Annotated in this window: 22 protein-coding genes and 2 pseudogenes; 18 read left to right on the forward strand and 6 right to left on the reverse strand. The window is 33.6% G+C overall.

Annotated elements, in window-relative coordinates:
• Positions 1–1,374, reverse strand: coding sequence for a sensor histidine kinase (locus tag ACKXGF_RS04585; protein WP_411955052.1), 1,374 nt, complete (start codon positions 1,372–1,374; stop codon positions 1–3).
• A complete protein-coding gene (locus ACKXGF_RS04590) occupies positions 1,374–2,048 on the reverse strand; it encodes a response regulator transcription factor (RefSeq protein ID WP_354220007.1) in 675 nt (224 codons plus the stop codon). The genes ACKXGF_RS04585 and ACKXGF_RS04590 overlap by 1 nt, the downstream gene beginning before the upstream one ends.
• A 301-nt stretch (positions 2,049–2,349) precedes the next feature.
• Between ACKXGF_RS04590 and ACKXGF_RS04595 the strand changes: the two genes are divergently transcribed.
• The 6 genes from ACKXGF_RS04595 (at position 2,350) to ACKXGF_RS04620 (ending at position 5,349) form a co-directional block, all read left to right on the forward strand.
• Complete coding sequence (locus ACKXGF_RS04595; RefSeq protein ID WP_411955053.1) at positions 2,350–3,042, forward strand: transcriptional regulator, SarA/Rot family; 693 nt, start codon at positions 2,350–2,352, stop codon at positions 3,040–3,042.
• On the forward strand, positions 3,027–3,371 hold the full coding sequence (locus ACKXGF_RS04600; protein WP_411955054.1) for a DUF3147 family protein: 345 nt from the start codon (positions 3,027–3,029) through the stop codon (positions 3,369–3,371). Before ACKXGF_RS04595 ends, ACKXGF_RS04600 begins: the two co-directional genes overlap by 16 nt.
• A gap of 140 nt (positions 3,372–3,511) precedes the next feature.
• Positions 3,512–4,054, forward strand: coding sequence for a DUF402 domain-containing protein (locus tag ACKXGF_RS04605; RefSeq protein ID WP_411955055.1), 543 nt, complete (start codon positions 3,512–3,514; stop codon positions 4,052–4,054).
• A gap of 191 nt (positions 4,055–4,245) precedes the next feature.
• On the forward strand, positions 4,246–4,746 hold the full coding sequence (locus ACKXGF_RS04610; protein WP_411955056.1) for an N-acetyltransferase family protein: 501 nt from the start codon (positions 4,246–4,248) through the stop codon (positions 4,744–4,746).
• A gap of 37 nt (positions 4,747–4,783) precedes the next feature.
• Complete coding sequence (locus ACKXGF_RS04615; RefSeq protein ID WP_411955057.1) at positions 4,784–5,020, forward strand: AbrB/MazE/SpoVT family DNA-binding domain-containing protein; 237 nt, start codon at positions 4,784–4,786, stop codon at positions 5,018–5,020.
• Between the two features lie 2 nt (positions 5,021–5,022).
• Positions 5,023–5,349, forward strand: coding sequence for a type II toxin-antitoxin system PemK/MazF family toxin (locus tag ACKXGF_RS04620; RefSeq protein WP_411955058.1), 327 nt, complete (start codon positions 5,023–5,025; stop codon positions 5,347–5,349).
• Positions 5,350–5,395: 46 nt separating this feature from the next.
• Here ACKXGF_RS04620 and ACKXGF_RS04625 read toward each other — a convergent pair whose 3' ends face one another.
• Complete coding sequence (locus tag ACKXGF_RS04625; RefSeq protein WP_411955059.1) at positions 5,396–6,025, reverse strand: hypothetical protein; 630 nt, start codon at positions 6,023–6,025, stop codon at positions 5,396–5,398.
• Positions 6,026–6,461: 436 nt separating this feature from the next.
• On the opposite strand from ACKXGF_RS04625, the gene ACKXGF_RS04630 reads away from it, so the two are divergent.
• A complete protein-coding gene (locus ACKXGF_RS04630) occupies positions 6,462–6,773 on the forward strand; it encodes a DUF3221 domain-containing protein (RefSeq protein ID WP_411955060.1) in 312 nt (103 codons plus the stop codon).
• Positions 6,774–6,775: 2 nt separating this feature from the next.
• Positions 6,776–7,033, forward strand: a pseudogene (locus ACKXGF_RS04635) (hypothetical protein); the annotation flags it as partial.
• A 432-nt stretch (positions 7,034–7,465) separates the two neighbouring features.
• Here ACKXGF_RS04635 and ACKXGF_RS04640 read toward each other — a convergent pair.
• The 3 genes and pseudogenes from ACKXGF_RS04640 to ACKXGF_RS04650 form a co-directional block, all read right to left on the reverse strand.
• A complete protein-coding gene (locus tag ACKXGF_RS04640) occupies positions 7,466–7,708 on the reverse strand; it encodes a hypothetical protein (RefSeq protein WP_411955061.1) in 243 nt (80 codons plus the stop codon).
• 67 nt (positions 7,709–7,775) lie between these two features.
• Complete coding sequence (locus ACKXGF_RS04645; protein WP_411955062.1) at positions 7,776–8,588, reverse strand: hypothetical protein; 813 nt, start codon at positions 8,586–8,588, stop codon at positions 7,776–7,778.
• A gap of 439 nt (positions 8,589–9,027) precedes the next feature.
• Positions 9,028–9,816, reverse strand: a pseudogene (locus tag ACKXGF_RS04650) (ISL3 family transposase).
• Between the two features lie 214 nt (positions 9,817–10,030).
• Between ACKXGF_RS04650 and ACKXGF_RS04655 the strand changes: the two are divergent.
• From ACKXGF_RS04655 to ACKXGF_RS04700, 10 genes are all read left to right on the forward strand, one after another.
• Positions 10,031–11,017, forward strand: a complete 987-nt coding sequence (locus tag ACKXGF_RS04655; RefSeq protein ID WP_411955557.1) for an acryloyl-CoA reductase — start codon at positions 10,031–10,033, stop codon at positions 11,015–11,017.
• A 773-nt stretch (positions 11,018–11,790) separates the two neighbouring features.
• Complete coding sequence (locus ACKXGF_RS04660) at positions 11,791–12,390, forward strand: hypothetical protein (RefSeq protein ID WP_411955063.1); 600 nt, start codon at positions 11,791–11,793, stop codon at positions 12,388–12,390.
• 87 nt (positions 12,391–12,477) lie between these two features.
• A complete protein-coding gene (locus ACKXGF_RS04665; RefSeq protein ID WP_411955064.1) occupies positions 12,478–12,816 on the forward strand; it encodes a hypothetical protein in 339 nt (112 codons plus the stop codon).
• A gap of 49 nt (positions 12,817–12,865) precedes the next feature.
• Positions 12,866–13,327: a GNAT family N-acetyltransferase gene (locus tag ACKXGF_RS04670; protein ID WP_411955065.1), complete on the forward strand. Its 462-nt coding sequence runs from the start codon at positions 12,866–12,868 to the stop codon at positions 13,325–13,327.
• A gap of 131 nt (positions 13,328–13,458) precedes the next feature.
• Positions 13,459–14,028, forward strand: coding sequence for a GNAT family N-acetyltransferase (locus ACKXGF_RS04675; protein ID WP_411955066.1), 570 nt, complete (start codon positions 13,459–13,461; stop codon positions 14,026–14,028).
• A 126-nt stretch (positions 14,029–14,154) separates the two neighbouring features.
• Entirely contained in the window at positions 14,155–14,343 is a 189-nt protein-coding gene (locus tag ACKXGF_RS04680) for a hypothetical protein (protein WP_411955067.1), read from the forward strand.
• 102 nt (positions 14,344–14,445) lie between these two features.
• On the forward strand, positions 14,446–14,733 hold the full coding sequence (locus ACKXGF_RS04685; protein ID WP_411955068.1) for a TIGR04104 family putative zinc finger protein: 288 nt from the start codon (positions 14,446–14,448) through the stop codon (positions 14,731–14,733).
• A gap of 206 nt (positions 14,734–14,939) precedes the next feature.
• Positions 14,940–15,158, forward strand: a complete 219-nt coding sequence (locus tag ACKXGF_RS04690; protein WP_411955069.1) for a hypothetical protein — start codon at positions 14,940–14,942, stop codon at positions 15,156–15,158.
• 117 nt (positions 15,159–15,275) lie between these two features.
• Positions 15,276–16,166, forward strand: coding sequence for a GNAT family N-acetyltransferase (locus tag ACKXGF_RS04695; protein ID WP_411955070.1), 891 nt, complete (start codon positions 15,276–15,278; stop codon positions 16,164–16,166).
• 61 nt (positions 16,167–16,227) lie between these two features.
• Positions 16,228–16,716: an NUDIX hydrolase gene (locus tag ACKXGF_RS04700; RefSeq protein ID WP_411955071.1), complete on the forward strand. Its 489-nt coding sequence runs from the start codon at positions 16,228–16,230 to the stop codon at positions 16,714–16,716.
• Positions 16,717–16,762: the final 46 nt, after the last annotated feature.

Genomic DNA, 16,762 nt, shown 5'->3' on the forward strand with positions numbered 1-16,762 from the left:
TTACAATCGTGGAAAGATGATTTTAAATGTTGTGCCTTTCTCTAATTGACTATAAATATAGATGTTCCCTTCATGTAGTTCGATAACTTCTTTAACTATGGATAAACCTAATCCTGTACCTTGGTTTGTCCTAGTTCTGGCTGAGTCACCACGGTAGAAACGGTCAAAGATTTGACTTTGCTCATTTGACTTAATCCCTACTCCTGAATCAGTAAATTCAATTGCTAACTGATTGTTTGTTTTTTCCGCCTTAATTTCAATAGATCCACCAGGTTCATTATATTTGATGGCATTAGTCAATAAGTTTTCCCAAACCGTATATAACAGATCAGGGTTTCCTTTTACTGTTATATCTTCAAGAGAGTAGGTCAAGGACAATTCATTCTCATTTATAAGCCAATAGTATTTATGAAGAAGACTTTGTATTTGTTCAGAAATATTAATCTCCTTTATAGAATACGTGTGACTGTTTGGTTCAAGTGATGATAATGTCAATAACTGTTTAGATAATATGGACATTCTTTCTGTTTCCTCTTGAATCACTTCTAAATATGAGTTTTTCTCTTCATCAGACAATGTACTATTTTTCAAGAGACGACTGTATCCTTGAATGTTTAATAATGGGGTTTGAATATCATGTGAAACATTGGATACAAATGATTTTCTAACTTCATCTAAGTCTTCGAGTCGTGAAGTCATGTCCTTGAAGTTTTGTGCTAATTGGCCAATCTCATCATTTCTATGAATATCTAGGTTAACATTAAATCCATTTTCGCCTATTTCATTTGTTGCATGAGATAATTGACGCACAGGACGTATAAGAATAGCTGCCCAAATTAAAACAGCTATCAAGCTAAGTATAAATATAGCTAAAGCCATCCAACCTAACAAAATGTGGAGTTCATTGAATAAAAGTTTAATGTTGGGTCTCAAGAAAAGTGCGTATTGTGTACCATTATGACGAAAAGGTACTCCTACAGAGTTTTGTAATTCGTTTGCGAAGAACCCTGTTACAAAAGTGCCTTTAGGAAAATCTCTCATTCCATGATAAGAATCACCATTGAGTACTTTTTCTATTGCTTTTGTTGGTAAATTCTTTTCATCAAATTGCCCTCCATAAAATTCTTTGTCCCCTTGTTGGTTCACGACTAGCAATTGATAACCAGTTGAAGCAGTGTGTGTAAAAAACTGGTTAAGATCATCTTGAGTCTCAGCGTAATTTGCTATACCAGTGACAATCTCCATGTTCTTTGAATCGTTCTCAGGCTTTAAGCTATTTTGGTAATAACTATTCGCAATGAAAAATCCTATAAGTGAACTAGCAATCATGATAAGCAGAGTGATAAATAAAAATTTAGTATATAAAGATTTCATCATGAAGCCACCTCTAATTTATACCCAACCCCACGAACCGTTATGATTTCTATGGTTGATGTAACCTTTTCTAACCTTTGTCTGATTCTTTTTATATGAACATTTACAGTTCTTTCGTCACCTTCAAACTCAAGCCCCCAAATATTTTCAATTAAGTAATCTCGATTAAATACTTGGTTAGGTCGTGAAGCTAATAATGCTAATAACTCAAATTCCTTTAAAGGCATGATCATACGTTGATTGCCAATTTGTACTTCATAGTTTCTTTTATCAATTTTTACATCATTTATTTGGATCACATCATTACTGAGGTTGTTGTATCTTCTTAGAACTGCTTGAATCCGAAATACGAGTTCTTTTGGTTCAAATGGTTTGACGACATAATCATCTGTACCCGAAATGTATCCTTTTTCTTTGTCGTGTAACTCCCCCTTTGCCGTGAGTAATATGACAGGAATATGATACATATTTTTGATTTTTTGAGTCAGTGTGAACCCGTCCATTTTTGGCATCATCACATCTACTATCGCAAGGTCTATGGGAGTTTGTTCAAAAATATCCAATGCTTCAAAACCATCTATTGCTTTGTAGGTAAAAAAACCAGAATCTTTTAAAGTCACCTCTACAAGATTGAGTATATAAGGATCGTCGTCAATAATTAAGATATTAGTCATTGTGATCACCCTTTCTATTCCATATTAAATATAGGTTCTATTGGACTATCTTACAGCCTAAAAGTGAACAGAAGATTAATTAGAAAGTAAAAATTATCACAGTAAATGATTAAATCTTACCAAAAATATGGCTCTTCACTATTAATTGTAGTTTTTTCTCCCTCTAACGACAAATTCCTTTAAAACAACTGAGATTGATGAAGTTGATGAGTTTTTATCGACAAACAATCCTGCATGGAGAGAGTGATAGTGTAACTGAATAGTCATTTAATTGATATTTTTTGAACGGAGGTTTAATAAGTTGATACATAAAATAGTGTGGGAGCATTTAGAAGACTTTGAAATGGTGTATATATCTGTTCCGAGTTTAGAAGCCTCTAAAGTAGAGCAAAGTTATACTATCTACAGCGTAATGGAAACATTGGGGAGTTCCTGTATCCAAGTTACGGCTTTGAATCAATTATTTACGTGGATGATAATGGATTTGTTACGTTTTATCCTGAATTATTTGAACGCAGATTTAAGCTTGAAACGTAATTTTTCCATCATATTTAATCAGATCATGTTTTATATGAAAAGTGAAGTGAAAAAAATGAACCAACATTGGACGAATATTTATTACCACCTACATTATCCACATGATGAGAAGATAACGCACCAAGTGATTCGTATTCTTCAGCATGTGCAAAAACAGCCTAATGTAGGGGTTAATGATATAGCAAATTATATTAATGTGTCACAGAATACCGCTTCAGAACATGTTAAACGAATGATCGATAAAGGCCTTTTGAAGAAAAGCAGGAGTCAATCGGACGAACGGAAAGTGATACTCTGTTTAACTGAGAAGGGAGAAGAAGTTTTGTTTAGAAATACGAGTCTAGACGAGGAGAAATTGAATCATATTTTTAAGTCATTAAGCACTGAAGAGAAGGAATTGATTACAGAAGCATTTGAAATTTTAGGGGAGAGATCAAAGCAATGTTTGTCGTCATGAAGATATTAGTATCTGCTATAGCAATTGGTATTGTTTCAGAGATTGCAAAAAGGTTTCCTGTATATGGTGGCATTATTGCTGCATTACCGTTAGTCAGTTTGTTAAGCATTTTTTGGCTCTACTTACAAGGAGAAGGGAATACAACGCTTGGTAAATTTGCCTTAGGTGTACTTTGGGGTTTTCCTGCAACCGCAGTTTTATTATTAATTCTCTATTTGTCTTTAAAGCAATCATTACCACTTGCTGTGTCTTTTGGACTGGGGGTAGCAGGGTGGGGAATCTTTTTACTTATTCAAGATGTTGTGATTAAAAATTGGAATGTGTTTTAAGTGAGAAAATTAATAATCAATTCACTGGTAGTTAATGTTAATGTGGTTCACCACAACTTGTAGTGATAAACCAATATATAAAGATACATTATCATCAATCTGATGGTATAATTTAGAAAAATTTAGATAGGGTGTTGATAATGCTAAAAAGAAAGTTCGGAAATCGTTCAGAGTGGAAAAGGATTATTAAAAGTAAATATTCACAGTCTTATCTTAATACTAAAGAATTTAAGGGTTACATAACTTTATTAAATACAATACAAGTAACAGAACCGTTATCGGTAAGCTATGGAGAAAAAAAGGTGAAAATTGTTGATGATGGCTATATGTGGCTTCAACAATTTCCCTTAGAGAAAAACCATGCTGTAACTACAATGTTTAATGTGAATGGCGAGATCGTTCAATGGTATATTGATATATGCCTAGGTAATGGAATAGAAAATGGGATTCCATGGATGGATGATTTGTTTTTAGATCTTGTTCTATTACCATCTGGAGAGATCATTGATAAGGATGCCGACGAGCTTGAGGATGCTTTATCAAAAGGAGTTATTGATAAAAACCTTTATGATTTAGCTTGGAATGAAGCGGGTGCCATTAAAAGTTTAGTGAGAACAGGTGAATTTGACTTGATAAAATTGTCGAACAGTCACAGGGACTTCTTATTTAGTACTTTAAAATAGCTATTATTCGGTTTAAGAATAAACTAGTGAAGTAGAGGAGAGGTTTTGGATAAACTATTGGCAAGGATATTCACAAATTTCAACATCTACTAGTACTTATGGTAGAAATAATATGTTCGTTAGATTAATAGATCAATTTTTAAAAATATATCCAATCACCTTTAAGTTTAGTGATTTAAGGAGAGATCAACATGGAAATAAGAGAATTATATCCAAATGATGCTGAAGAGTACCTGACTATAAGGCTCGAAGCATTAAAAAATAACCCGAGCGCTTTTGCATCAAGTTATGAAGAGGAAAAGAATGTTTATGCAGAAAAATACAAAAGTAGTTTTAATAACAAATCAAGCGCGATTACTTTTGGTGCTTATGAAGAATCACAACTTGTTGGTGTTGTGACATTAGTAAAGGAGCAACCATTGAAGTTGAGTCATAGAGCGAATATTGTAGCGATGTATATTAAACCAGAAAAACGAGGTTATGGAATTGGAAAAGCTCTTGTTTTAAGTGTGATTGAACAAACAAAAAACATAGGTGGTATTGAACAAATTTATCTAACAGTTGTAACAACGAATGTTCCAGCTAAAAAAATGTACGCTTCTTGTGGATTCGAAGTATTTGGAATAGATAGAAGAGCATTAAAGGTTGATCATACATATTATGATGAGGAGCATATGGTATTGTATTTATAAAGATGTTATTCAACACCAAAACAAAGGGGATTTTAAAGTGATCGAGACTATCACAAAGTGTAGGAACGGATTAGGGGTTCGTATACCTCATGACATTGCTCATCAACATGGCCTAACAAATGGTTCAAATGTAACGATTAGAGCTACTGAAACTGGTATTGTCATAGAGCCTGTAGACAAAGACCTATCATTAGATGACATGTTAAGCCAAATTAATGACTCTAATCGTCACGATGAAATTGATTTTGGTAATCAAGGGAAGGAATTATTATAAACATGGAAAATCCAAGTAAAGATGATCTTATTTATATAAATTTCAATCCACAAGCTGAGACAAGACCAGCCATTGTATTATCACCAGAAACGTTCAACAAAGAAACAGGTTTTGCTATTGTCTGTCCAATCACAAACCAACAAAAAGGTTATCCGTTTGAAGTCACTATTCCAGATGATCAAGAAACAATAACAGGTGTTGTGTTAACTGATCAAGTTAAAAGTTTAGATTGGAAGGCAAGAAATATTAAAGTGATTGAACAAACGAAACCTCATGTTGTGAACAAGTGTATCAGTAACATACGCAAGATCCTTCCTTTAGAAGATTAACAATAATAAAATGAAGTCCACTGTATCACTCTTCTTTGTCATCGCGTTAAAACGTATTCACTACTTCTGCTTCATAACCAATCGATGCTTTTTGCATAGCTTCAACCATATCTACCCAATCATTTGTCTTAACCATTTTATTTAAATAATAGTGTGAGTATTCAGGTGTCGTTATTCCTGTCCAAGTTTGGTCTGTATCGACACTTCTGTTATTAAGGTATTCCTCATCAATAAGATCAGCGTCCAATCCTTCGATATGATTAAATACTGCTTCTTTCCATTCTTTATTAATGTCGTTCATGAGCTCAAGTTTTGATTGTTCATCTTGGGTTAATTCTCTAACATCATTATCCGTGTTCGATTTATTCAAATCATTCTCTATATAGCGGGCGAATTCATAAGCCATAAATGTTGGAAAGGGACTGTTATTATAACTGTAACTCATCTCTTGTTTATCTAATCTATCTAACCATTGAACAGCCAAATCAACGACTGTATCCCCAGACTCGTGCATGACTTGATAGTTTTCCTGTAAAATCACGATTTGTTTTTGCGTGATTTCTTCTTCATCTAATATTCGGTTTAAATAATAATCATTAATTGCGATGGTTGAAGCGAGTTTTAGGGTGTTATTGTATAGGATTTCGGAAGTATAATTGTCGTAGTTAGATTTCACGGTTGTGATATTGTACGAGTAAATACTCAAAGCAAGGATTGTGACAATTAGAGCGGTAGTGATTAAGTTTTTTCTTAGTATTTTTAAAAAGGAGCTCACCATTGTGGTATCACCGCTTTCTATTGGGGTGTTATGATCTACATTAAAGTGAAATTATTTCCATTATTAAGGATTAGTATATCAATAAATAGAAATGTCAAAAAGCCTTAATGATAGTCTTGTTACACGACAATCTGAACTTTAATTGGTTTTTTTATATGAAATTGTAGACTGATTTGTAGAGCAAATCGTAATTATAATTGCAAAGTAAAATATGGGGAATTAAAGATGTTTGTTTTTTCATGGTAAAATGAGCCCAAGAATGATATTCAATAATCTGACCGGATAGTAGAGAATAAGAACAGTAATATAAATATGATTCTCAAAGGAGGATATTATGCAAAATAAAATTTTACTAAGTATTATTGCTTTTGTGGTCCTATTCATCGTTATTGGTTGTTCATCTGGTGAAGAAGCATTGAATCTTGAAGGCGTTACTGGAGAAATTGTAGAAATTAATGATGGTTCATTTCTAATTCAAGGTGATGGTAAAAAAGTGGATTTAAAATATGCCAACGATACCGTTTTTGAAGGTAAAAGTCGTAATGAATTAGACATTGGTGATCAAGTAAACACCTGGTATAAAGGTGAGGCTCTAGATTCTAGCCCAATACAAGCAACTGCTTCAAAAATTGAATATATTAAATAGACATTATTGCTGCATTACCGTTAGTCAGTTTGTTAAGTATTTTTTGGCTCTACTTACAAGGAGAAGAGAATACAACGCTTGGTAAGTTTGCCTTAGGTGTGCTTTGGGGTTTCCCAGCAACCGCAGTTTTACTATTAATTCTCTATTTGTCTTTAAAGTAATCATTACCACTTGCCGTGTCATTTGGACTAGGTGTAGCAGGATGGGCAATTTTTTTATTTATTCAAGATGTTGTGATTAAAAATTGGAATGCGCTTTAAATGATAGAATTAATCATCATTATGAGATAAACTAGTTTAATAAAATATTAAATGATTGAGTGAAATTGCATTTAAGGTGCTTTTAGTTGGTAATCATCTAGATTAGGAAAAATTCAAATTATTTATACACAATGATCAACTTAGATAATAGTGAAAAAGAGACTTTCAATCATTTGAAAAGAAAAGGTATGAGATAACTTTAGTGATAAATTTAGCAAAATAGCGGGAGTCTTTTATGAAAGAGAATTTCGAAAATTGATGTATAATTGCATCTAGAAAAGTTTGGAATTATTGTTTCAGATATAATAAGAAAAACTATTGAAAGAATAGGAAGTTTAAAGGTTAATAAAAGTCAATTCCCAGATTATATAATAGTATAGAAGTATTTCATAAAACATAATATTAGGCGAAAAAATTGTTATCCATCAGCGTTTATTTTAGGTAATAATCCAGCAACACTCCTGATATAATTAATACAAAACCAGTTATAAAATGTACTTTTTTTTCACTAATTTTAGTCCTCTCAAAAATCATAATAAACAATAAAATTGAGCCTATAAATTGAATCGATGACAATAAATAACCACCGTCGTGTAAGTATAACCAGCCAAATCTCTGATAAATACCTGACAACAATCCAATGGTGATAATAAATAATGGGATTCGTAATTTCATAAGTATTTTCCTCCGAAAATAAAATTATTTCTGGGTATAAGTCTATACGAAATTTTAATTTTTATGTTTAATCATATTCTGTATGTCTAACAGTGTACACAACTTTTTGAGCATCAACATAGTCTAGGTTTAACTGTGTTCTAAGTTCGTAGTTAAGTACTACTATTGCAACTCCATTTGTACCGATTCCATTCAGAGTATAATCACCTTTAGCTCTAGCAAATGATCCTGAAGAAGTTGCATTTTTCTTAACAATGCTTGTGCTAGCAGGACTGATCGAATATGGGAAAATTGATCCAGTTCCTGACTTAGAGGTGCTTGTAATTTCAATACCACTTCGACTAAGTTCATAGTTAGTATTTAGTTGGAAAACAGGGTCGGGGTATAATGCTGCGTAAAAAGTACTTGTATGCACATTTCTATAACTTCCAAAATAGTTTCTAATTAGTGGTTGCACTACATCTTCTGGTTTATCAAGCTTTATAATTTCAGAAGTTGTTTTAAAAAAACTCCCATCATCCATAACCACTATATTTTCATCGACTACTCCAGATTCCGTTGAAGAAATAGTTACATCTCGAGAACCTTCATTTGCCTCTTTTAACTTTTTAGATACTTTCTCTTCATTAGTAACATCTAAGCTACTTAGGTACTCTGAAAATAATTGAGGATTATTATCAAATAGTTCCTTGTACTTTTGAACTAAATCTAATTCACCAATCTTTTCTTCTTTACCTTCTTCAACTAATTCTAGCATCTGACTTTGCATTAGTTGAATCTCTTCTTCATCATAATCACTGGATTTTTCCTCTGCATTCACTGAAATTCCAATTAATATGACTATCGATAGTAACAAAAACGAAAAAACGAATTTTCTCATAGCGCATTCCCCCATTATTTTATTTACCTAGCAAATAATTCCATACAATAATAAACGATACTATAGTTACAGGTAAAGTATGGTATTAACTTAAATGGAAGGAATATATTCATTTAAATCTGATAGTACTGTATATAAATAGCTTTTCCTTAAAATTGCCAATAAAATATAACTATGGTAATATATTTAACTTGTAGAGGATCCCAAGTTTTTCTGCAAGCTGAACATACTAGTAGTTTACTTCTTTTTCAACGGTCAAGAATGCTTTTGTGTCACCAACGGTGATAAAATCCCAAATAACAACGGTTTGAAATTTCCCAAAAATAACGGATGAACATTTTATACCTTAATACTTAGGAGTGTAGAATGATAATTCAGATTGGAGAATTTTTTGGTTCTAAGTCAAATGTTGGGGTGCCCAGTTGAGAGCACTCCCTATTTATGCCATTTGTCCTTGTATATCTTTATATTGATGATGCAATAATACTTTTCGCCGCATTCCATCAAATCGCCTAAACCCAAATGCTTGGTGCTTAATGACCTTGGTTTGATTATTAATCCCCTCTATATAACCATTATGTAAGTTATAAGCAAAACTGTTCATGATTTCTTTCTGCCAATTTTGGAGCGTGTCAATCGCTTTCTCAAATTCGGGTATCGCTGATGCCTTAACCGTATCATAAAAATGATACAAGCCTTGTTTGATGTTATTTTAAGTGTTTGCCCCTAAACTTTTTTAGTACTGTCAAACCAATCGTTGAACCATTCTTTAAGCAAGTAGGCATCAGTCAATAAGTCTGATTTATGATTTATCGCAATAGTGATGGAGATCCCATTCTTGTTTAGCGCTTAACGTGTCAGCCTGTTTCATGAAGACTTGTCGCATGCGCTTACACTTCTTAAGATCATAATCATCAAAAACGCTTTGAACGCGACCTCTAACACGATCCAATGCCCAGTAAATATAACGTAAAAAATGAAAGCGATCAGCCACAATAATCGAGTGATTCAACGCTTGATCGACCGCCGCTTTATACGAAGGACTCATATCCATTACAACGACATCAACGGTATCAGCGTAATCTTTTAAGTAGTCATAGACGGTGGCCTTTTGACGATCCTTCAAAATATCGATCGGCTCTCGCTTGATGGGAACGATCACAATCGTTTGAAAACGTTCATCACCCTTATCGCTTTTATAATCATCAATCGCAATGATCGAAGGCAACTGTTGCGCTTTCGTTAAAAGCGGTTCACTTATCTCGTCCTTGACTCCTTGAGTAGAATATTTTTTTGAAAAGATAGTACATTACAAAAACCACCATTTGAGATGAAGGTGATAACTCTTCAAATTATTTGACGCTCAATAGATCATATAATACTTTGCATATACAAATGAAGATGTAATGACACTAAACAATAAGAAGGAATATGATGCAAAAATGAATACTTTTCAAGCATTAGTATTGGATAAAGCGAATGATCAAATGGAATTAGATATTAAACAATTAAGTATGGATGATTTACCAGAAGGAGAAGTAACCATCCGTGTAGCTTATTCTAGTGTAAATTTTAAGGACGGTATAGTAGCTTATCAAGGTCAGCTTGTAGAGTCCTATCCTTTAGTCCCAGGGATCGATTTAGCTGGTACGATCATTGATTCAACAGATAATCGGTATAAAAAAGGTGATGAAGTCATCGTAACTAGCTATAAATTAGGAACAGGGCATTCTGGCGGATTTAGCGAGATAGCTCGTGTACCTGCAGATTGGGTTGTTCCGCTTCCGGAAGGTTTGACTTCAAGAGAAGCTATGATCCTTGGAACAGCTGGGTTTACCGCAGCATTATCTGTTCAAAGACTTGAAGACAATGGATTAGAACCTAGTCAGGGACCTGTTTTGGTGGCTGGTGCTACGGGTGGTGTCGGTAGTATTGCCGTCAATATGTTAGCTAACAAGGGCTATGATGTTGTAGCTAGTACAGGAAAATCTAATGAAGAAGCCTATTTAAAAAGATTAGGGGCCAAACAGATAATTGATCGTAATGAAATTTTAGATACTGAACAAATCCCGATGCGTGAAGAAAAATGGACTGGGGCTATTGATCCAGTAGGTGGAAAAACTCTTCAATATATACTAAGTACCTTGAAATATGGAGGATCTGTAGCTACAAGTGGTTTGACAGGTGGGGTAGAAGTTTCCACAACTGTTATTCCTTTTATTTCAAGAGGGATCAATTGGCTTGGTATTGATTCTGTTGAATGTCCAATGAATAAGCGATTAGAAGTTTGGGATCGTCTGAATAGTGATTTAAAACCAACAAACTTGAATGAAGATATGGTTAACGAAATATCATTACAAGAACTACCAGAAGTATTAGGAAATATTTTAGAAGGAAAAGTACGTGGAAGAACACTTGTAAAACTATAAAGTGCTCAGATCAAAGCACAATAAAGAGATACAAGGTTTTGATTTGATAAACATATATAAGTATTGGAAAGGACTGCTCAAATTGAGTAGTCCTTTTTTAATTTGAAAAGGTGCTTGTATCACCAAACCGGGGGCTTTTCTCTAATAAGAGAGCATCTTTTAAATTTTAACTTATGAATTCTTTGATATAATTCGACGTCCTTACAATAATAACTGTGGATACCATTGATATAGTGGCAGGAGTTAGATCATCATTTATTTTTTTGTGAATGACCATACCAATAAAAAGATTAATATTTTTTAACCTAAATTTGCCATAGGTGTTTATTATTATGATATTATGACCTTAAATGTATGAATATTTGTAAAAGGCCGTTAATTTTTGTTGATTATGAAAAGAAATACATTAACCAAATTTGGGTGTCAAAAGGAACAATCAGCGGAGAGGCGAGAAGTTAAAGCAACTTTGAGTATATTATAGGTTGGCAGAAAGGTTTGTCTGTGGGCATTTTTACACAAGTTCTTCTTGGTAATTAAAATATAGAATCTGTCTAAATATAACTATTTTTATATTTTCTAAGATAATCTAAGAAAATGGGAGTATATATTACCTGATTTCTTTAAATGACGTTTCATTGGAAACACAAAAGGTTAAATGTCTGTGGTACCGTGAATGCGGTACAGAATAATGAAATCGTTTACTGTTAGATGTATGGTTGTTCAGTTAATTAATCACACTGATAGATTATTGTAAAGTGGGAGGTCAATTGAATTTGCGTTTGCGTACAAAGTTTCTATTGATTGCTAGTATTACAAGTAGTTTGATGATCTTAATGTTAAAGTTTTTTCATTGGACGCTGAATGAGATGTTGAGTTCATTTCAATTTTTCGTCTTCTCAACATTTGCTTATAGTGCATTTTTGATTGTGGCTGCTATAGCGCTAGTCGTTTTATTAGCCCATAGGGACTGGAAGCACCTGGTGATTCAAGGGGGCGCCGTGATGTTGTTTTTTCTAATTCCGTTTGATCAGGTCGTGTTAGAAGCTGATTATCACTCGACTGAGGAAGAAAGAGCTACGGTTATTGAAATGGTTTTAAATGATGAATTAGCACCTACAAATTCTGGGCATGTCGGATCTATTATTGAACTGCCTGATCAATATAAGCATCTGTCGGTTGATGGAGAAGTTTATATTGAGACTGAAGAAGATCGAACTTCTTTATTATTTCTGTCTGATGGTGGATTTCTAGACTCGTTTGCAGGGATTGTTTATTCCTCAACGAATGAAGAACCTCAAACGGGTGATTTTAATGGTCATTATCGAGCAGTGAATAAATTGGAGGATAACTGGTTTTCGGTAAGTGCAGGGTGATGGGGTTAGTAGAAGGTTGATTTATGAGGTTAAATTCAGGGAAAACTTAAGATGTAGCAATTCATATTAATTAAAGGGGTTTTTAACATGACGCGTCGGCTATTTATTATTACATTAATGTTCGTAATATCCTTCACAGCAGGATGCACAGGCGGAGCAGAAGCACCTGAGCATTTCTTGTCGGAAGAAGAAGGGAAGTATAGCATTGTGTCTGTACTAGAATCAACTTCAACACCAGGATTTAATGAAGCTTTTACCTCTGACAACTTATACCTATCTCAAACCTTTTTCTCAAAATCCCACAGTGACTTGGATGGTTTGGATGTTGGTGGTGAAGAACTGCCTGTATTCTTCGTTTTTGACCATGAAGAAATGGTTTTGAAGACGAGTGATGAAGCGGAAGTAGTTGAGGTTTTGAAGTCTTAAGGTGGGGATGATCCTTTTAAGCTGTTTGATTGAAATGGAGTGAATAAAGATGGTCTTTGAAGAAATCAATCTAAACAAGCATCAGAATAGAGTGATTGAATTTCGGAGAGATACTTTTATAACAAGTTTTGGAGACGATTCGGCATTTGAAGAAGATGATTATTTGAGTTGGTTAAATGAGAAGATCAAACAGTTTCCTAAGGGATTTGTTTTAGCAAAAGAAGACGATTGTTATATCGGACAATTGGAATTAACGATTCGCGAATATGAAGGTTATGATATTGGCTATGTTCATTTGTATTATTTAATACCTGAAATGCGCGGAGTGGGTAAAGGAACAGCATTGCACAACTATGCAAAAGACTTTTTCGGTAAATATGATGTTAGTGAATACCACTTAAGAGTTTCTCCTTCAAATATGGCTGCACGTCAGTTTTATCACAAAATCGGTATGGAAGAAGTGGGTTCAGAATTTAATGGAAAGGTAATTAGAATGAAAGGATATTTATAAATAACTCTTCCATAGCTGATTAAGATAGCATGATGTGCCAGCAATTAGAATTCATGAAAGGTGTGATGCGATATGACATTTAATCGATCAGGTGATGTTTTTAAATAGTCTATACAAAGGGGATTTCACATTTGAAAACGGAAAATGAATTATTTGAATATGTATCAGAAACAGAAAGATTAGTATTAAGACCACTTAAAAAAGCTGATTACGAAAATTGGTTAAATGGATTTAAAAGACGTTATCCATCGCAGCATCGACATGATACAGGCAGAACAGACATGAGTGATTGTACAGAGGAATGGTTTGATAAACTTATAGATAACCATCAAAATTTAGCTTTAACGGATACCGCATACATTTTTGGCGTGTTTAGACAGGAAGATGGTACACATTTAGGAATGGTTGACTTATCAACTATAGAGAGAGGGGATTTCCAATGGGGACGAATAGGATACTCGTTCCATAATCAATATTGGGGAAAAGGATATGGCAGGGAAGCCGTAAACGAAGCCCTTCATACAGCTTTCAAACATTTGAACTTTCACCGTATTGAAGCCCATATCAATATTGATAATCCCGCTTCAATCAAACTAGCAGAAAATGTAGGTATGGAATATGAATGTACCCGAAAAGGATTTATTTTCGAGTTTGGAGAATGGACAGATAATCTGATTTATTTTAAAAACTTAGTGAAATAAGTTTTTTACAAACTTCAATTGAGGTTGTGACATTAGTCCTCATTAGACTGAATAGTAATGATACATAAAATCATTTAGGGATACAGATAAGGTGAAGTGCAATTTGTCAGGCAAGGAGGGGGGGCAATGGTCGTAGGTTTTATAGGAGTTATATCTATTACGTTATTAATTTTGTGTTTTTCTTATACTCTTCATTTTGTAGAGAACTTAAATAAGGGTGATGAACGTATTGCTAAACAATCCAAAAAAGTAGCGATAGTATCTTTGGCTTTGGCACTTGTGATTCCGTTTGTGTATAGTTTAATTTTGTTTTGATATTGGATCAGTGGAAGTTTATCGTTGGTATTTTTGAATAGCAGGTTAACAAAGTGTGAAATTAATGTTTTAACTAAGTTATAAGTATTGAGGTGAACTGTATTGCAAAAATGCGAGAATTGTCATGCACAATTTAGTTGGAGTGAAATTTATAAATCAATCTGGGCTAATTATCGCCCTATTAAATGCAACGAATGCCGTACGAAGCATGAGATAACATTTCTTAGTAGAACAATTGTTGCTTGTCTTATAACTCTTCCGATTTTAATTCCCTTTATATTTCTGTCACCTGCTAATGACGTTACTTTGATTTTTGGGATAGCTACCTTGTGTATAATACTGGTTTCATTAATTGTTCCGTTTTTTGTTACTTATAAAGATTGTTTGTGAATCAAGGTGCACAAGCAATTGATATTAAAAAAGGTGTTCAAAGGCTTCTATTAGCAGAAAAGATCATTTTAATTAAAAGAAAATAAATATTAACCCAATGAAGTCATAATTACAGGAAAATTAATTCCAAATGTTGAAACTAATGATATACTTATGTACATAAAATTCCGAATTTTAAGATTATATTTTCGATTTGGAGTGATAAAATGAGCAAAAGCAAATTTTGGTTATATATGGGGTTAGGTATAATTAGCGGTATTTTCTTAACCGGGATTTTAGAGTGGTTTAATTTAGGTATATCCTTAGGGGATATTTTTCAGGTTGTGCCAGGTGAACCTAATTCTATCTCAGTTATTATTGTATTAGTAGTCATTTTACTATTTTCGTATTTTGTAATAAGCAGCCTTTATAAAAAATTTGTATAGTCTTAAATTGGGAATGATTTTTATAGGCCTTTGGTGGAGAAGATCAAGATGAAATCTATATCAAATCTTAAATAGGTTTGTCGATTCTGCTATGAGACATCTATTGGAGGTTGAAATATGAAGATTGAGGTGAAGAAATACGTAGGTAAAGAAGAACCTCAGGTGAAAAGATTATTGAATTCGTGTTTTGAAGAAGAAAACTTGATTAACATCTTGGAGTCAAATCAGTTGAATGCTGCATACTCAGCTTATTTGGAAAATGATTTAGTTGGGATACTGCTTGCCTGGAAAAGTCGAATTCATCCTTATTGCCTTTATTTTCGTATCCTCATTGATCCCTGTTATCGACACTTAGATATTCATGAACAACTACTTTTTAAACTTGAAGAAATCAAAGAAGAAGGGCTACCTTTACAATCCTCATCTTGGGAAACTTCGAATAAACAGGTTAATATGTATTTACATAATGGGTTCAAGGAAATAAGAAGAACTTATATATCAGCTTTAGCAGTATCTGATGTTATTAATGATAACTCTCTTAATAGTAAAGGTTATCAAATTCAAACTTTAGAAGAAGTCTTAATGGATGAAGGGTTAACAGAGGCACTCATTCATCAAGTGAAAACGATTTATGAAGAAACGCATGAGGTTAATCCAGTAGCACATTTAGAAGCAGAGCAGTGGTATGAGTTAATTGTTTCTGATGATGTACTACAAGATGGAAGTTATATTTATATTGATTCTGAGGAGAAGAGCATCATCGCCTATTCCTTTCTTCATGAGTCTGATGACAAAAAGACTATGGAATTAGGCTGGTGTGGTGCTAATGGTATGGAACAAAAACAATTGATTCCTGAATTGGTTCATATGCAAATGAGTTATGCACACATGCATGGGATTGAGTTTATAATCGGAGAATTTGATACAACTGACAGCTATGCTTTGGAGGTCTTGAACCGATTTCCATTTGCTCCAAGTCCGACTTGGATTACTTTTCGGAAAGAATGAAAGGTTTTTATTTGTTAAATCTCAAGGAGCAATTCTTTTAAACGGATGTGGGGGATTATTAGTGTCTAGTAGAAGATATCATAGAGCATTTGGAGTATATGGAATATGTATAAAAGATAGTAAACTTTTGGCTATATATAAGAACGGTGGTCCTTATATAAACAGATATGACCTCCCTGGAGGAAGCTTAAAAGAAGGGGAAGGTTTGTCTGAAGCAATGAGAAGAGAGTTTTTTGAGGAGACGGGTCTAAAAATCGAAATTGAAGAAAACATTGGTGTCATTGATTTTAAGCTTCCTTGGTTGTGGAAATATTTTACGGATGTGCACCATATAGCAGTATATTATTCAGTTAATGTGGTAGGCGGACAATTAAATATTCCAGAACAATTTGAGGGACAGGACTCATTAGGAGCATCGTGGTTATCGGAAGAGGATGCTTCCATAGACAATGCTTCACCACTTGTTTTAAAAACTTTTGATTGGTTAAATTCAAAGACTTTAGGGATTGATACAGTAACTTATGAAGATTGGATAGTCTTAAAAAAATAGTTTGATGATTTCCCTCGTGGACATTTAGTAGATTGATTTTTTATCG

This window comes from Alkalibacillus sp. S2W, assembly GCF_046764385.1.
Taxonomy (GTDB): domain Bacteria; phylum Bacillota; class Bacilli; order Bacillales; family Alkalibacillaceae; genus Alkalibacillus; species Alkalibacillus almallahensis.

What these genes read in the sequence shown, in the direction of transcription:
- ACKXGF_RS04630 (WP_411955060.1), top strand. Translation starts at nt 6,462, where the DNA reads ATGCAAAATAAAATTTTACTAAGTATTATTGCTTTTGTGGTCCTATTC.
- ACKXGF_RS04690 (WP_411955069.1), top strand. Translation starts at nt 14,940, where the DNA reads ATGAGCAAAAGCAAATTTTGGTTATATATGGGGTTAGGTATAATTAGC.
- ACKXGF_RS04655 (WP_411955557.1), top strand. Translation starts at nt 10,031, where the DNA reads ATGAATACTTTTCAAGCATTAGTATTGGATAAAGCGAATGATCAAATG.
- ACKXGF_RS04680 (WP_411955067.1), top strand. Translation starts at nt 14,155, where the DNA reads ATGGTCGTAGGTTTTATAGGAGTTATATCTATTACGTTATTAATTTTG.
- ACKXGF_RS04695 (WP_411955070.1), top strand. Translation starts at nt 15,276, where the DNA reads ATGAAGATTGAGGTGAAGAAATACGTAGGTAAAGAAGAACCTCAGGTG.
- ACKXGF_RS04620 (WP_411955058.1), top strand. Translation starts at nt 5,023, where the DNA reads ATGGAAAATCCAAGTAAAGATGATCTTATTTATATAAATTTCAATCCA.
- ACKXGF_RS04600 (WP_411955054.1), top strand. Translation starts at nt 3,027, where the DNA reads ATGTTTGTCGTCATGAAGATATTAGTATCTGCTATAGCAATTGGTATT.
- ACKXGF_RS04670 (WP_411955065.1), top strand. Translation starts at nt 12,866, where the DNA reads ATGGTCTTTGAAGAAATCAATCTAAACAAGCATCAGAATAGAGTGATT.
- ACKXGF_RS04665 (WP_411955064.1), top strand. Translation starts at nt 12,478, where the DNA reads ATGACGCGTCGGCTATTTATTATTACATTAATGTTCGTAATATCCTTC.
- ACKXGF_RS04590 (WP_354220007.1), bottom strand. Translation starts at nt 2,048, where the DNA reads ATGACTAATATCTTAATTATTGACGACGATCCTTATATACTCAATCTT.
- ACKXGF_RS04640 (WP_411955061.1), bottom strand. Translation starts at nt 7,708, where the DNA reads ATGAAATTACGAATCCCATTATTTATTATCACCATTGGATTGTTGTCA.
- ACKXGF_RS04610 (WP_411955056.1), top strand. Translation starts at nt 4,246, where the DNA reads ATGGAAATAAGAGAATTATATCCAAATGATGCTGAAGAGTACCTGACT.
- ACKXGF_RS04605 (WP_411955055.1), top strand. Translation starts at nt 3,512, where the DNA reads ATGCTAAAAAGAAAGTTCGGAAATCGTTCAGAGTGGAAAAGGATTATT.
- ACKXGF_RS04645 (WP_411955062.1), bottom strand. Translation starts at nt 8,588, where the DNA reads ATGAGAAAATTCGTTTTTTCGTTTTTGTTACTATCGATAGTCATATTA.
- ACKXGF_RS04585 (WP_411955052.1), bottom strand. Translation starts at nt 1,374, where the DNA reads ATGAAATCTTTATATACTAAATTTTTATTTATCACTCTGCTTATCATG.